Here is a 15,105-nt window from a genome sequence, read left to right on the forward strand (position 1 = left end):
GCTTTAGTTGATGAATCTTATGAGTAGGACAAGCGCCTAAGCGACATATTTAACAAATAAAACAAGAGCTGACTCGACATTTCTATGTCTGAAGTCAGCTCTTTCGTCGTTATTTCGATCGTTCTAAAATATCTCGAACGTTTTCTGGGTCTAATTCTTTATATGTTCCTACGCCTGGTTTGATAAACGTTTTCTCAACGATTGCATCAAATTCCTGATCGTCGATTTCATAATCGGCTAGTCTACTCGGTGCACCAAGTGAGTTCCAGAAGCTACGTAGTGCTTGAGCACCTTCCTTCGCAACTTCGCGATCACTTTTACCAGTATCATCAATTCCAAATACATTGACTGCCAGTTGTTTCACACGACTAGGATCGTCTTCCAGCACGTGTTCAAGCCAGTTCGGGAATAGAATCGCAAGTCCGCCGCCGTGAGGGATATCGTAAATAGCTGAAATCGCATGTTCGATGCGGTGCGTTGCCCAGTCTCCACCATCTGTTCCATTCATCAACGTCCCGTTAAATGCAGTCGTACTAATATACATCATTGTTTCTCGGTGTTTGAATGATTGAAGATCCTCCAACAATTTCGGACCTGTTTCAATTGCCGTTCTAAGTAAAGATTCAATAAATCCGTCAATCATCGGTGTATTATTTGTACGATGGAAATAATGCTCGAGCGCATGAGACATGCTGTCAACAATTCCATAAATGGTTTGATTTTCAGGTACAGAATACGTATATGTCGGATCAAGAACGGAGAATTTCGGATAAACGAGCGGTGAACCCCAGCCAAGCTTATCTTTCGTCTCCCAGTTCGAAATGACCGATACATTATTCATTTCTGAACCAGTTGCCGCGAGTGTCAGGACCGTTCCAATTGGTAATGCCGCTTCAATTGGTGCTTTTTGTGTAATTAAATCCCAAGGATCACCATCATATTTTGCTCCAATTGCAATCGCTTTTGTGCAATCAATGACACTTCCTCCGCCGACTGCTAAGAGAAAATCAATGCCTTCACTTTTACAAATATCAACACCACGTTGCACCGTCGTTAAACGAGGATTCGGTTCAACACCAGAAAGCTCAAATACTGTCGCTTCAGCCTTGTTTAGTTCACGCATGACGTTATCATAGACACCATTCTTCTTAATGCTGCCTCCACCGTAAATGACGAGCACTTTCAGATTCTTTTCCCCTAACTCTTCAGGTAGTTGTTCAATTTGATTTTCACCGAACAACAAACGAGTAGGGTTATATTGTAGAAATGTATTCATACATTAGCACCTCATTACTTGTTAGAATATTTCCCTTGAAGTTTAACATGCCCTTTTCTAGATAGAAATGAATATGACTCCGACTAGGATTCGGTAAACTGGTCATAGTTGATTTCTTGCAAAAAAACTACCACAGCACATGTGCTATGGTAGTCAATCTCACTTCAATATTATCCCCAAATCGCGTGTAGCATACCGAGTACACAGAACATGATGAAATGGTCACTTACAGCGATTGCATATACCTTTTTTGATGTCATTCCGAAGACCATATTTTTAAAGAAACCGAGGAGTAATAAGATCCCGACGAGTGCACCAACCTGCAGTCCTGCAGCCAAATCTGTTGCTCCAGCAAGATCGACAATAACAGCCATGAAAAAGGAGCTTGCAAATGCAACAACAGCAGACCATACAAAGTTAATCGGCTTCGTGCCTTCCTCACCGACGTTGTTTAGTTGTCCCCACTTATTTCCGAATAACACTGGTGAATAATAAAAGGCACCAAATGCCATGTATATAAAACCACCTACGATAATTGCAATTACGTTTAGATCCATATGAATCTCATCCCTTTCTTATTTAGGTAAAATAGGCAAACCAATTTTGACGATTTTCGGCTCCATTTTAAAGCGATCTGAACTGGAATCAAGCTCAATGATTTCCATTGGTGTGCTTAAACACTTGTATCCACTTTTCGGAAGCCAGTAACTGTACAATTCTGAATAGCATTCAATTAATAATCCACGATCTGCAAACGATACAGCTTCTTCAAATTCATAGAAAACGTATTTACTCGCTGCAAAAACTTTAGTTTTCATATGAGGTTCAGGCTGAAACCCTTGCGGAATCGTAATACAACAATCGTAACGGCAAAGGTTTTCTGGAGTGATATATGGATTATTATGAGGAACGCCAATCATCCTTGTTTCATCTGTAATTAAATCTCTCGTTTCTGTATACTGATAAATTTGATCCCACGTATTCGAAATTTCTTCGGTATATGCCCCGAAATGTTGTAAAAATAACACGCTCATCTCAGGGAGCCGTTCAATTTTCACTCTCGCCAAGTCCACCCACTGAAACCCATTATATCCTCTCGTTTCACTTGGTTCTTTTGGATTCGTGCTTTGTTGTTTAGATTTCTTGCTATCTAAGTACGGTCTAGGGAATTTTTCGAGATAAGCACCTTCCCTCCAGGCTTTAGGGCTATGTTTAAAGAACGCTTTAAAAGCAGAAGTGAAATAAGAATTAGATGAAAAACCACACTTAAACGCGATTTCAGTAACAGACATGTTTGGTTCATAAATTAAATAGTGCGCCGCCTCTTCCATACGAACCCTTTTCACATAATCAGACGGTGTTTCTCCCATAATACGATTGAATAACCGGTGGAAATGGTACGGAGAATATGTAGATACTTCTGCTAGATTCTCTAGTGATAAATCGGTATGTAAGTTGTTCTTAATGTAATCTAAGACGGTATATATGTGTCTTTTTTGCTCGTCGTTTGTCGTCATTTATACAAAACTCCCTATAAGGCTACTCTCCAACTTATTATCGTCTAAAGTACACGAATTATAAAACTCAAGCCCTTACTTAAGTTGACACTTAATTAAGTGTATGCTAAATTAATGTCATGATTGAAAAAGCGATACACTCATTAACCGTTCCTACTCGTCGCGAAATACTATTTTTATTACGTGGTAACGAGCTCACCTCAAGCGAAATTGCTTCTCATTTCGAGATATCTGCTCCTGCCATATCCCAGCATCTCAAAGTCCTTGAGCAGTCCGGACTTGTTACGGTTCGGAAATCTGGTACGAAGCGCTTTTACCAAATTAGGAGTGAAGGATTCGCAGCATTGAAAAATTTTGTCGATCAATTCTGGGATGACAGCCTAATACGCCTAAAAGAAGCTGCAGAAGAGGAAGAAAGGAGGAACCATGACTCAAGCGACTGAAACTTTACAAAAGGAAATATTCATTGAATGTCGTCCTGAAACGCTTTTCCCTTTTTTCATTGACCCGGACAAAATGATCCGTTGGATGGGTAGGCAAGTCCTGCTTGAGCCGAAAATTGGTGGAAAATACCGAATCGACATTAACGGCGAAAATATTGCGATTGGTGAATATAAAGAAATTGTCGAGAATGAAAAGGTCGTCCTTACTTGGGGATGGGAAGGCTCCAGCATCATGCCACCTGGATCTAGTACAGTGGAATTCATTATGGAGCCGAAGGATAACGGAACATTGCTCATCTTGAATCATTTAGAAATTCCAAGTGAGAAGTTGACTTCGAATAACAATGGATGGACACATTACTTGCAACGAATCAAGCAATTAGGAGAAGGAAAAGACCTAGGTACAGACCCATGGTCGATTACAAAATAAAACGTAATAAATTGGAGGAGAAATATTATGATTCACAAAATCTCAGAAGAAATCAAATTCAATACAAGCCCTGAACGACTTTTCGAAGCACTGACAAACGCAGAACAATTCAGCGAAATGACAGGAGGAGCACCTACAGAAATCCACACAGAAGACGGTGGCGCATTTTCATGCTTCGGTGGTATGATCCACGGAAGAAATATTGAACTCATACCTGGTCAGCGTATCGTACAAGCTTGGAGAGCAGGAAACTGGGACCCTGGCGTATATTCCATTGTCACTTTCAACTTTAAGCAAGATGGAGAAGGCACAGTTCTCGTATTTGACCATGTCGGTTTCCCAGAAGAACAAGCTGAGCACTTGAAAGCAGGATGGCACGAAAATTACTGGAGTAACCTTAAAAAATATCTCGAGCAGTAATTATACTGAAGAGACGATCAGTGACTGGTCGTCTCTTTTTATGTTCTTATCTACTTTAAATTGTTATTATTTCCGGGACTAAATTACTAAAATGGTCAGATAAATCGATGAAATGATCGGATAAATCGCTCAAATGATCAGATTAAGTTCGTATATAGCTGAAAATGAGTACAAAAAAGAGAGTGACCCGAAAAAAATCTTCCGGATCACTCTCTTTTTCACTTATTTCGTTCCTTTAATACCAGCTTTCAATCCCTTGATGCATCCGATGTGCTCGCTTTCGTGGAAGAGCGCAAATAGGATCATCTCTCCGACTGTGTTAAATTCAATTGGTCCTGCAGCAAACTTTTCTGGAAGCTTTTCATCAAGACGACCATCAAATGTAGCTCTCACTCGCTCCATTTGCTCAGCTAGTTGTGCTTTCAACACATCAACCTTTGGTGGTTCATTCGTCCAATCTTTCGGACTTGTGCCTCTACTGAACATTTCCGCATAACCTTCTGGTAGTTTCATACCTTCTCCAGCTTGGTGGAAAACCAAGTATTCAACGGATACAAGTACATGCCCTAATTGCCAACGTAGGTTATTCGGAAATCCTTCTGGAATAAGATCAGCATTTTCTTCTGTAATGTGTTCTGCGCCCATCATTAGGAATTTACGTCCCATTTCGAATTGATTAAAGATTAAATTTTGATCCATTTTAAAATACACCTCTCCCAAAAATTTTATCCTAAGTAAGTCTTTAAGCTACCTTCTAGTGAACTGCTCCAGCCTTTGTTATGTCCTTCAGCTGCTTCTTCACTAGGAAGTTGTTCATGCTTAATCGTTAATTCTGTCGAACCATCTTGATCTATAAAGCCAACAGTAACGAGGGTTTCCGGGAATTCATTTTCGTTATTGTCCCATTTCCACGTGAACACAAGCTTTTCATTCGGTACAATTTCAACATAACGACCGACCAACACGTGTGAATCGCCTTCTGGTGGATTCATAATAAACTTATATTCTCCATCAACTTCAACGTCCATTTTTTCAATGTTAGTTGTATAGCCTTCTGGTCCCCACCATTTAGCAAGTTCTGTTGAATCTGTCCAGGCTTTAAATACTTTATCAACCTTAACAGGGAATACCTTGTTTAGTTCGAGTTTATAATTTTGTTCAGTTTGCATCGTAATCATGCAAGTGCCTCCTTTAATCATCATCTAAATTCTCAAAATATGTGTCCAACCTTGATAATTGACTTTCCCAATACGATCTCCAGTGGTTCATCCATTGTATTGCGCCCTCAAGCGCTTCTGGTTTCAGGCTGTAGTACTTATACCTTCCCTCCTTCTTAAAAGTTACTACACCAGCGTTCTCGAGCACCTTCAAGTGTTTCGTGAAAGCCGGTAGGGACATATCAAATGGCTCAGCGAGCTTTTTGACAGTCATTTCACCTTTGGAAAGTTCCTCTACAATCTTCCGTCTGGTAGGATCAGACAATACGGAGAAAACTTGATCAAGGTTATCTTTATAATAGTTAACCATGTGGTTAACTATAAGTGATTTTTATTCAAACGTCAAGGAAACGATTTAAGGTTTTGTTGGAAATTCTTTCTTATTAGAGTCTTCACTTTGTTTGGGAGCGAATAGAAAAAAGGGATGACCATCAACTGGTCATCCCTTTTTAGGTTGCACTAATTTAAAGTGCTCCATATAGACATCTGGTTTAAAATAATGGCCAACTTTTTCGTTAAATTGTTCGAAAAGAGTCGACTCTACAAATCCTATCATATGACTCTCTAGAGTCTCCCACTCTACTTGGACCATATATTTCCCTTTCGTTTCTATACATGCATGCATCGTATGTGAGAGATAGCCCTCAACCTGACTAATAATCGCTCCTGCCTCTTCAAACGAGCGCTCAAAGTCTGCCTCCAAACCTTCTTTTATATTGAAAAATGCTACTTCAAGAACCATCCCATCAATCTCCTTATTATAATATACTGATGATCATACCACCGATTGCGCCAATTAATACAACGAGCCAAGGTGCATATTTCCAGAAAAATAATAACCCAAATAAGATAAGCGCTAATATGAAATCATAGGTCGATTTTATAGAACTCGTCCAGACTGGATCGTACAGTGCCGCAAGCAAAAGGCCGACCACCGCTGCATTAATCCCCGTAAGTGCAGCTTGAAAACGCGGTCTTTTTCTAACTTCATTTAAGAACGGCAAGGAACCGATAATGAGTAAAAATGATGGTAAGAAAATACCGACTGTTGCAATGACAGCTCCCCCGATCCCATTAATCATTGCACCTAAATAACTCGCAAATGTAAATAAAGGACCTGGAACAGCTTGCGCGAGCCCATAACCAGCAAGGAATTCACCAGATTCTACCCAGCCAATTGGGACAACTTCTCTCTCTAACAATGGGAGCACAACATGACCCCCACCAAAAACAAGCGATCCGACACGATAAAACGTATCAAATAAATGGAAGGCTTGGCTTTGAACCAACGGCCTTAAGATGGGTAAACCGATGAGGAGTCCGAAAAATATTACCCAAGCAATGAGTCCAACTTTTTTGCTGATCTTAATCTGCATTTGGTGAACACTTGGGACTTCCTGTTTTCGATACATGTAAACCCCAAGTAGGCTTGCAGCTAAAATAATTAGAATTTGACCAATCGCTGAGGGCCATGCGAGCGTTACAATTGCAGCGAGGATCGCAATCGTAATTCTCGGTCTGTCAGGTGTTAGTTTTCGGCCCATACCAATTACAGCTTGAGCTACGACTGCAACGGCTACAATCTTCAAACCATGAATCCAGCCTGCATCAGCAATACCTGCATTTTGAAAAAAGAGAGCAAACAACACAAGCGCTATGATTGATGGAATCGTAAACCCGATCCATGAAATGATGCCTCCGAGAATACCACCTCTTAACATCCCTATAGCAATACCAACTTGACTACTGGCAGGACCTGGTAAGAACTGACAGAGCGCTATAATGTCTGCATATGTTTTATCGTCAAGCCATTTTCTTTTATCGATATACTCATTTTTAAAGTATCCTAAATGAGCAACCGGACCACCGAATGAGGTAAATCCTAGCTTTGTCGAAGCTCTTAAAATTTCTAATCGTGAATTTTTATTCGTAGTTTTCTTCATATTTTCTACCTACCTATATTTAATCAATACTCACAATCACCCAAAAATTATAGACCCATTCTACACCTTTTTTGCACATAAAAAAAGGCTAACTCTATGTGAGTCAACCTTCATTCATTACTATTTATTCATACTTGTAAGAAAATCACCTAGTGGATCATCATCTTCTTCGATATCTTCTTCTTCAACCTCAGAATGGATTTGCAAATTGTCTAAGCTAAGATCATTTAACGCATCTTCGCTTGTCCAATTTCTTTCCTCCTCAAAGGATGGTTCTTCTGAAGCTGCTTCTTCTTGAAGATACAGTGCCTCATCAATATCAACCGAATTACTGTTCAGTGAAGCGAGAAGCGTCGTTGCACGCATCGGATCGTTCAATAACTGATAGACGATGCTTCCAATTAAAGCTTCAGAATGAGCGTGTTTCATCCAATTCCGTTGCTCCTTAGAAAGTTGTTTAGGAAGGGGAATCGTTAGTGTTTCCCGGTCTCTGCCCACACTTTCATTAACTCCCTGCAAGACAAATTGAGCGATTCTACTGGAAAAATTCCTTCTCTCTGTCTCTTTCAACTTTTGAAGTTGTTTTAAAAGATAATCAGGCGTGTCAGATGGCACACGAAACGTAATCGTTTGACCTCTTTCTACTACACCCTTTTTGGAATCTCTCATACAATCACCCTACTTAGCAGCTGAAGTTTCTTTTTTCTCTTCTTTCGGTTCTTTCGTATTCTTACGGATAAAGTCGGAAATCAACTTGTAATAAGCATTCGCCATCATCCAGATGCTTTCATTTTCATCCTCAAAAAACTCAATATTGAATCCATCTAAGTTGTTGTTCAATGTTTTCAGATAGTCCTTAAGAACGGCCGATCCTCCACCTACAAAGTAGCAGATTTCAGATTGGGAGTTTCTTTGCCATACATTACGAAGGTATCGGTATTGTTTCTTAGCTAGCTCCAATAGGATACGGTCCGTTATGTCATGGACATTTGTACGACTACCTTTGACCATAATATGGTGTCGATTGTTCTTTCTAGTGATGATATCGACAACATCACGACGACTATCAAGCTCTACGCCATGTTTTGTCAAAATTTCATCCCGAATTTGTTCAAGAGATTCAGCTACTCCAAGGTTAAAGCCTTGTGCCTTATCATCATCGACATTTCGGTTACGAATAACGGCGATATCTGTTGAAAGTCCTCCGATATCCTGAATCAAGATCTGTTTATCAATCAAGTCTTTATTAATGATTTTAAGGTCGTTATCCATGACAAGGTTCACATATGCTGCAAATCCTTCTGGATACACTTTCACTTCATCAAATTTAATATTTACTTTCTTACCTTGGAATTGAGGAGTAACTAGGAACTCTACTTGGTGAACGGAACCTAGTAGTTGGGAACGATACCCTACATCCTTACCTTCCTTCACTTCTCTTAAAGGTAAGCCTGTACCTAATGTATAGTTCGCTTCGACAACATTATTGGATGTTTTGAAAGATGATGCACCACTACCGTATCCAACTGAATCTAAAGCTAAAGCAGCAAAAAGCATCACTAACGTTTGATCTTCTTCTGACTTACTACTTCCAGGGTCTAGTTCAGTAGAATTCGTCGTTTTCGTCGCTAAATTACCCACACGATAAACCGCATTATTCTCTTTTAACGCTGGAGAGTGGACGCGTATATGTAGATTATCTAGAGGATCTTTCTCGTCCAATTCTTCAATACCAATTACCGGGCGGTCTTCCATATCTCTTGCAATGACGTTTGGAATATACAATTCATTTTCTAGTTTTCCGAAGTTAGCTTTCACAGCGTCATTTCCAACATCGACAGCTGCAATTCTTGATTTTGTCATTTTTACATTACCCCTCTCAGAGAAAGTATCTTACTAGATTAAAGGTATTAGAGAAAGTGAGAATAGTCAATGCGCCTTTAGATGTATTCTTTTTTGTATACTTGTACACATTTTGCAAACTACTGATATACCAACATGTGTACATGTTTGTAAACTTGTACACGAAATTGAATACTTGTTGTTTTCTTTTTGTATACATGTGTACAAATTTGTATACTTCCATAAATTGTCCTGCAATGTCCCCTACCCTACTCCTGAAAATAAAAAAGTGTTCTTTAAATGTTTAAGAAATACACGAAAAAAAGGATGGAATCTTGTAGAAAAAGCAATCCAATTGATAAAATACCCCATTATTTTTATGGGTACAGATGGACGGTACAATGAAATTCGCTTGAAGATGATTAGAGGATGGAAATGCTGAGAAATCACTTTAGGTGAATGTAATCTATATTAGGAGGATGAAATGTTAGTTATTTAGTTAGAGAGGAGGAAGATGCCAGGAAAGGGGGATAAGTGTCTGATTAATGGATGAAATGTGCAAAATTAAGGGACCATTTAGCATCATTCCCTATTTAGAGGAGGAAGAGAGGAAGAAAACAGTCATTTGATGGCCGCCTTGCTTCTCTCTCCTACTGAAAAAGGGGAAGAAGATTTCTAAATGGTCCGTGGATTCTCGATTATTTAGTTAGCAGATTGAAATTGATCGGATTCAGTCGAACCTTTAAGTGCTGTCGTAGAAGATGTTCCACCAGAGATGACATTTGCCACTTCATCAAAGTATCCTGTACCTACTTCGCGTTGGTGTCGAGTAGCCGTATAACCGTGTTTTTCACTGTTGAATTCAGCTTGTTGTAGCTCCGAGTATGCTGCCATACCATGGTCTTTATATTGTCGAGCCAGCTCGAACATACTATGGTTTAGAACATGGAATCCTGCTAGTGTTACAAATTGGAACTTATAACCCATTTTTCCTAACTCTTTTTGAAATTTAGCAATTGTGAGATCATCTAGCTTAGCCTTCCAGTTAAAAGATGGTGAACAATTGTATGCAAGCAGCTTTCCTGGGTACTTTTCATGTATAGCTGCTGCAAATTTCTGTGCTTCTTCTAAATTCGGTTCAGACGTTTCACACCAGACAAGATCTGCGTATTGCGCATATGCTAACCCTCTTGCAATTGCTTGATCTATCCCTGCTTTTGTACGATAAAATCCTTCAGGTGTGCGTTCTCCTGTAATAAATTCAGCGTCTGTTGGATCAATATCACTTGTGATAAGGTCCGCTGCATTTGCATCCGTACGAGCAACAATTAGCGTTGGAACACCCATCACATCCGCTGCAAACCGTGCAGAAATTAAATTCCGTACAGCCGTTTGGGTCGGGAGTAATACTTTACCACCGAGGTGTCCGCACTTCTTCTCAGAAGATAATTGATCCTCGAAATGCACACCTGCGGCACCTGCTTCAATCATACCTTTCATCAGTTCAAATACGTTCAATTGTCCGCCAAATCCAGCCTCAGCATCCGCTACTATTGGAGCGAACCAATCTATATCGTCTTTACCCTCCATACATTGAATCTGGTCTGCACGCTGTAATGTTTGATTAATCCTCTTCACGACTTGAGGTACACTGTTTGCAGGGTATAAGCTTTGGTCCGGATACATCTGCCCTGCAATGTTTGCATCGGCTGCAACTTGCCAGCCACTCAGATAAATAGCTTTTAATCCTGCCTTCACTTGCTGCATTGCTTGATTACCAGTAAGGGCTCCTAATGCATTTACATAGTCTTCTTCGTGCAGTAGTTTCCAAAGCTTTTCAGCTCCAGTCCTCGCTAATGTGTGCTCGATATCCAGTGACCCTTTTAACCGAATTACATCCTCTGCAGAGTAAGAACGATCAATTCCTTTCCACCTTGGGTCAGTACTCCAGCTTTCCTTTAATTGTTCAACTTTCTTTTGATTCAATGTAATCCCCTCCTGATGGGTTTTATAATTTTTGATAGGCTGGAATGGTGAGAAAATCAGCGAATTGATCGTCTGAAATTAACTCTTCAAATAGGTAACCAGCTTCTTCAAATCGATTTGCTCTATAGTATTCATAGCCAAATTCACTCAGCATTTTGTTCATCTCTTCTTCTTTCAAGTCTTTAAACAGTTCCATCGTTACTTTACGTCCGTCATCTAATACACCTTTAGGATGACGAATCCATTGCCAGAGTTGCGCCCTTGAAATTTCTGCAGTCGCTGCATCTTCCATCAAGTGGTTAATAGGTACTGCACCTTTTCCTGAAAGCCACGCAGCCAAGTATTGAATGCCTACGCTAATATTTGTGCGTACACCTTGTTCTGTTATCGCCCCTTCAGGAACCTTAAGTAAATCTTCTTTCGTCACTTCCACGTCCTCACGCTTCTTGGTGATTTGATTCGGAGTTGGTACATGTTCATTGAACACGTCTAAAGCGACTTGGATCATGCCAGGGTGGGCAATCCATGTTCCGTCGTGTCCATCTTTCGCTTCACGCTCTTTGTCAGAGCGCACTTTTTCAAATGCAGCATCATTTTGTTTTGTATCGTTCTTCACCGGGATTTGTGCCGCCATCCCCCCAATTGCATGGGCATTTCTTTTGTGACAAGTCTTAATTGCAAGTAAAGAATATGCGCGCATGTTTGGCACAGTCATCGTCACGATTGAGCGATCTGGAAGTATCACTTCATCACGACTACGGAATTTCTTTATGAAACTGAATATATAATCCCAACGACCGCAGTTAAGCCCTGCCGAATGTTCTTTAAGCTCATAAAGGATTTCGTCCATTTCAAATGCCGCTAGAATCGTCTCTATAAGTACAGTTGCTTTTATAGTTCCTTTTGGGATCCTAAGCTCCTCTTGGGCAAATAAAAAAACATCGTTCCATAAACGTGCTTCTAGATGATTTTCAAGCTTTGGTAGATAAAAATAAGGCCCGCTACCTTTATCTATTAAGGTCTTTGCATTGTGATAAAAATAAAGACCAAAATCGAAAAGGCTTGCCGACACCGGTCGATCATCTACACAAACATGTTTTTCTTCTAAATGCCATCCGCGGGGACGCACTTTAAGGACGGCTGGATTATCGCTTAATTGATACAGCTTTCCTTTGTCGTTCATGTACGATATTGATCCAAGATTCGCATCTCTTAAGTTAATCTGTCCTTCTATGCAATTGTTCCAGGTCGGAGCGTTTGCATCCTCAAAATCAGCCATAAATACCTTAGCACCAGAATTCAATGCATTAATGACCATTTTCCGATCAACAGGACCTGTAATTTCTACTCGTCGATCTTGAAGGTCATCTGGAATACGATCAATGGTCCAATTTCCACGTCGAATCTCTTCCGTTTCTTGTAAAAAATCAGGGTCAATCCCTCTGTCTATTTCTTTTTGGACTTTATCTCGTTCATTTAATAAAGCTAGTCTTCTACTGCCAAACTTTCTTTCTAGTTTTTCAACAAACGCTAATGCATCCGGGGTCACAATTGATTCATGTTCAGGTTGGAGGGATACATTGACTTGTATCCCTCGTTCTTCTGTCTTCATTTACAATAGACACTTCCTTCCACACTGTTCATCAATTTTCTAAGTATACAAATTTGAAATAGAAAAAGACGAGGATCTCCTCATCTTTACTATTCTGCTTTTTTAGCTAAGCAACGTTCACATTCCATGAAGTATGACTCAGCTTGCTCTTGAATGTGTTCACCACATTCAGGACACTTTTTCTTAGGTAGGTTACGAAAGAATTTCACTGGATTTTCCAAAGCCATTTCAATTACCTCCTTGTTTTGTGTAACAGAATAATCTGTTTGTTTTCCTGTTGTAGTACAGTATACATAATTAATACAAATTTGTGTACCCATTTTCGAAAATTTCTAAAAAATATGCATGAGCACAGCTGTAATGCACTGTTATCAAAGGTTTTTAGGCTGTAAATTTTTTATTTCTGTTATAGTACAATGTAAAATGAGACAAAAAAAGAACACCGGTCATCAACTTGTGATTGATGAACAGCGTTCTTTTTCGTGGAAAAGATTAAGCGTTATAATTCGTACTCTAATTGTATATCAAGTGGTTCCCTTTCATAAATTTCCGGATTTATTTCTTCTGCATATGTACACCCGACAGATTGGTAAAAGTGTTGCGTTTCAATTGCTGGATGCGCTCCAATATAGAGCTTTTCAGCACCCCATTCTTTAGCTTTATCCGTACATTTCTTAAATAGCTTCTTACCTATTCCGTAACCCCTATATTCATCTGAAACATGAATATAAGGCAACTCAATATATTGATTGCGGGAGCCGAATCTTCGTCCTTCAATATTTGCAAATCCGACTAATTGAGCACCTTTCATTGCACAAAAGACCGCTCCATTATGCTTTAGGCATCTTTTCAAATCAGCAATCACTTTTTCCTTTTGAGCATCATCCCACTGATCTACGAAGTAATCTTCCTTAATTTGATAGCCTTCTTTACTCTTATACCACACATTAGTGGTCACTTGAGTTCTGTTGAAACCTTTTAACATATCGGAATGCAAATGTTCTAGTTCCATCTCTTTAATCATCATATGTTTATCCTATTCTTCCTTTTTGTTTGTACTTAAACGCCTCGATAATGGGTAAATACCTAGACTTTGGATTGTTAATGACAAGACAACTACTGCAAAAGAAAGTGATAGTAGTATGTCCATCTCTTTTGTCGCCTTTTCTTGTAGACTGAGAACGAGAACGACAGACACCGTTCCACGAATTCCTGCCCAAGTAATCAACGAAGCTGTTTTCCAACTAATTTGTTGTCTCCAGCCTTGGAAGATTTGTGTCGTACCGAAAATGACAATGAAACGTACAACTAAAGATGCGACAAAAACAATGACTGCAAGACTCCAATATTGGAAGTCAAGATGATCAGTCGTTACGATACCGATCAATAAAAAGAGGAGTGTAAGTATCGTAGGTTCGACAACACCCCAGAACCCATCAAGCGCTTCCTGGTAATGGTCCTCCTTATTCGTGTGCTTGAACTCCCAGGATAACATGACACCTGCAGCAACTGTGGCTAATACGCCAGACAGCCCCAAATGTTCAGCGATATGAAACACGCCATACGAAATGATGATACTCAGCATAACTTGATAGTCTTTATGATGCGTAATGTGAACAGCCTTACTGAAAAGCCAACCAATGACGAGCCCAAGTACCGCTCCTCCAAGAGCCGTGTACAGAAATTCACTTAGAAATGAAATCATGCTAAATGAACGATCCTCAATGAAAATACCAACGAGTACTGTATACAACACGACGCTCGTACCATCGTTGATCATTGATTCGCCGTCCACAACATCTGCGACTTTAGAGTCATTGGATGATTGCTTAAGAATCGATACGACCGATACAGGATCCGTAGGTGTTAAAATCGCCGCAATGACAAGAGCCCCAACAAATGATAAGTCCACAAACCAACCACTTACCCAGTATATCGCACCTCCTAATAAAATAGTGGTCACTATGAGTCCGAGAGTGCTTAACGAAGCGATGATACCAGCATTTTTTCTTAACGCTGTAGGAGAGAAGCGATACGCTGAAACAAATAAAAGACCTGGAAGGAAAACGTCATAAAGCACTTCTTTCGTGACATCTACATTAGAGAAGTACGGAATAAACGATAATCCGATCCCAATGAGTAGCAATATGACAGGAACAGGGAAATTCTTTTGTTTCTTATCTATTGTAAAGACAATATAGCCTATTAATAAAAGAATAATGATCTGTGAGACCGACAAGTACGCGCCCTCCTCTCATGAAAATTAGAGTTTCTAATGATATCTCTATCCTTAAACCACTGAAATTAAACAGAATGCCAAAAAGGAAGGGGTTATATGGGGGGAATTTGATTTTATCGTGCAAAACCCAGGATTTATCGATCAAAACTCGGAATTTATCGTGCAAAACTCAGGATTTAT

18 protein-coding genes are annotated in these 15,105 nt (G+C 39.7%); 3 read left to right on the forward strand and 15 right to left on the reverse strand.

Features of this window, described 5'->3' with window-relative positions; all coding sequences use genetic code 11:
- Positions 1-109: 109 nt before the first annotated feature.
- From L2716_RS14985 to L2716_RS14995, 3 genes are all read right to left on the reverse strand, one after another.
- Positions 110-1,276 (reverse strand): iron-containing alcohol dehydrogenase, encoded by a 1,167-nt coding sequence (locus L2716_RS14985; protein WP_236337667.1) that lies wholly within the window; start codon positions 1,274-1,276, stop codon positions 110-112.
- A gap of 170 nt (positions 1,277-1,446) precedes the next feature.
- Positions 1,447-1,833: a DUF1761 domain-containing protein gene (locus L2716_RS14990; protein ID WP_236337668.1), complete on the reverse strand. Its 387-nt coding sequence runs from the start codon at positions 1,831-1,833 to the stop codon at positions 1,447-1,449.
- Positions 1,834-1,851: 18 nt separating this feature from the next.
- On the reverse strand, positions 1,852-2,793 hold the full coding sequence (locus L2716_RS14995; protein WP_236337669.1) for an AraC family transcriptional regulator: 942 nt from the start codon (positions 2,791-2,793) through the stop codon (positions 1,852-1,854).
- A 119-nt stretch (positions 2,794-2,912) separates the two neighbouring features.
- Between L2716_RS14995 and L2716_RS15000 the strand changes: the two genes are divergently transcribed.
- Genes L2716_RS15000 through L2716_RS15010 form a run of 3 tightly spaced genes read left to right on the forward strand, consistent with a single transcriptional unit; the run spans position 2,913 to position 4,086 of the window.
- Positions 2,913-3,236 carry an ArsR/SmtB family transcription factor gene (locus L2716_RS15000; RefSeq protein WP_236337670.1) on the forward strand — a complete coding sequence of 108 codons (324 nt, stop codon included), beginning with the start codon at positions 2,913-2,915 and terminating at the stop codon, positions 3,234-3,236.
- Positions 3,220-3,666, forward strand: a complete 447-nt coding sequence (locus L2716_RS15005; protein WP_236337671.1) for an SRPBCC family protein — start codon at positions 3,220-3,222, stop codon at positions 3,664-3,666. The genes L2716_RS15000 and L2716_RS15005 overlap by 17 nt, the downstream gene beginning before the upstream one ends.
- Before the next feature lie 27 nt (positions 3,667-3,693).
- Positions 3,694-4,086 carry an SRPBCC family protein gene (locus tag L2716_RS15010; RefSeq protein ID WP_236337672.1) on the forward strand — a complete coding sequence of 131 codons (393 nt, stop codon included), beginning with the start codon at positions 3,694-3,696 and terminating at the stop codon, positions 4,084-4,086.
- A gap of 222 nt (positions 4,087-4,308) precedes the next feature.
- Here L2716_RS15010 and L2716_RS15015 read toward each other — a convergent pair whose 3' ends face one another.
- From L2716_RS15015 to L2716_RS15070, 12 genes are all read right to left on the reverse strand, one after another.
- Positions 4,309-4,785, reverse strand: coding sequence for a DinB family protein (locus L2716_RS15015; RefSeq protein ID WP_236337673.1), 477 nt, complete (start codon positions 4,783-4,785; stop codon positions 4,309-4,311).
- 26 nt (positions 4,786-4,811) lie between these two features.
- Positions 4,812-5,264 (reverse strand): SRPBCC family protein, encoded by a 453-nt coding sequence (locus tag L2716_RS15020; RefSeq protein ID WP_236337674.1) that lies wholly within the window; start codon positions 5,262-5,264, stop codon positions 4,812-4,814.
- A gap of 13 nt (positions 5,265-5,277) precedes the next feature.
- Positions 5,278-5,613: an ArsR/SmtB family transcription factor gene (locus L2716_RS15025; RefSeq protein ID WP_236337675.1), complete on the reverse strand. Its 336-nt coding sequence runs from the start codon at positions 5,611-5,613 to the stop codon at positions 5,278-5,280.
- Positions 5,614-5,742: 129 nt separating this feature from the next.
- Positions 5,743-6,045: an antibiotic biosynthesis monooxygenase family protein gene (locus L2716_RS15030; protein ID WP_236337676.1), complete on the reverse strand. Its 303-nt coding sequence runs from the start codon at positions 6,043-6,045 to the stop codon at positions 5,743-5,745.
- A gap of 16 nt (positions 6,046-6,061) precedes the next feature.
- Entirely contained in the window at positions 6,062-7,246 is a 1,185-nt protein-coding gene (locus tag L2716_RS15035) for a chromate transporter (protein WP_236337677.1), read from the reverse strand.
- A 120-nt stretch (positions 7,247-7,366) separates the two neighbouring features.
- Positions 7,367-7,915, reverse strand: a complete 549-nt coding sequence (locus tag L2716_RS15040) for a hypothetical protein (protein ID WP_236337678.1) — start codon at positions 7,913-7,915, stop codon at positions 7,367-7,369.
- 9 nt (positions 7,916-7,924) lie between these two features.
- The gene (locus L2716_RS15045) at positions 7,925-9,109 is read right to left on the reverse strand and encodes a ParM/StbA family protein (RefSeq protein ID WP_236337679.1); all 1,185 of its coding nucleotides are present in this window, start codon (positions 9,107-9,109) and stop codon (positions 7,925-7,927) included.
- Between the two features lie 681 nt (positions 9,110-9,790).
- Positions 9,791-11,074, reverse strand: a complete 1,284-nt coding sequence (aceA, locus tag L2716_RS15050; protein ID WP_268963997.1) for an isocitrate lyase — start codon at positions 11,072-11,074, stop codon at positions 9,791-9,793.
- 22 nt (positions 11,075-11,096) lie between these two features.
- Positions 11,097-12,686 carry a malate synthase A gene (gene aceB, locus L2716_RS15055; RefSeq protein ID WP_236337680.1) on the reverse strand — a complete coding sequence of 530 codons (1,590 nt, stop codon included), beginning with the start codon at positions 12,684-12,686 and terminating at the stop codon, positions 11,097-11,099.
- A gap of 89 nt (positions 12,687-12,775) precedes the next feature.
- Positions 12,776-12,913, reverse strand: a complete 138-nt coding sequence (gene yhfH / locus L2716_RS15060) for a protein YhfH (protein ID WP_236337681.1) — start codon at positions 12,911-12,913, stop codon at positions 12,776-12,778.
- A gap of 272 nt (positions 12,914-13,185) precedes the next feature.
- Entirely contained in the window at positions 13,186-13,710 is a 525-nt protein-coding gene (locus tag L2716_RS15065) for a GNAT family N-acetyltransferase (protein WP_236337682.1), read from the reverse strand.
- Positions 13,711-13,722: 12 nt separating this feature from the next.
- Complete coding sequence (locus tag L2716_RS15070; protein WP_236337683.1) at positions 13,723-14,925, reverse strand: cation:proton antiporter; 1,203 nt, start codon at positions 14,923-14,925, stop codon at positions 13,723-13,725.
- Between the last annotated feature and the right edge of the window lie 180 nt (positions 14,926-15,105).

The sequence above is a fragment of the Pseudalkalibacillus berkeleyi genome, assembly GCF_021608225.1.
Taxonomy (GTDB): Bacteria; Bacillota; Bacilli; order Bacillales; family Fictibacillaceae; genus Pseudalkalibacillus; species Pseudalkalibacillus berkeleyi.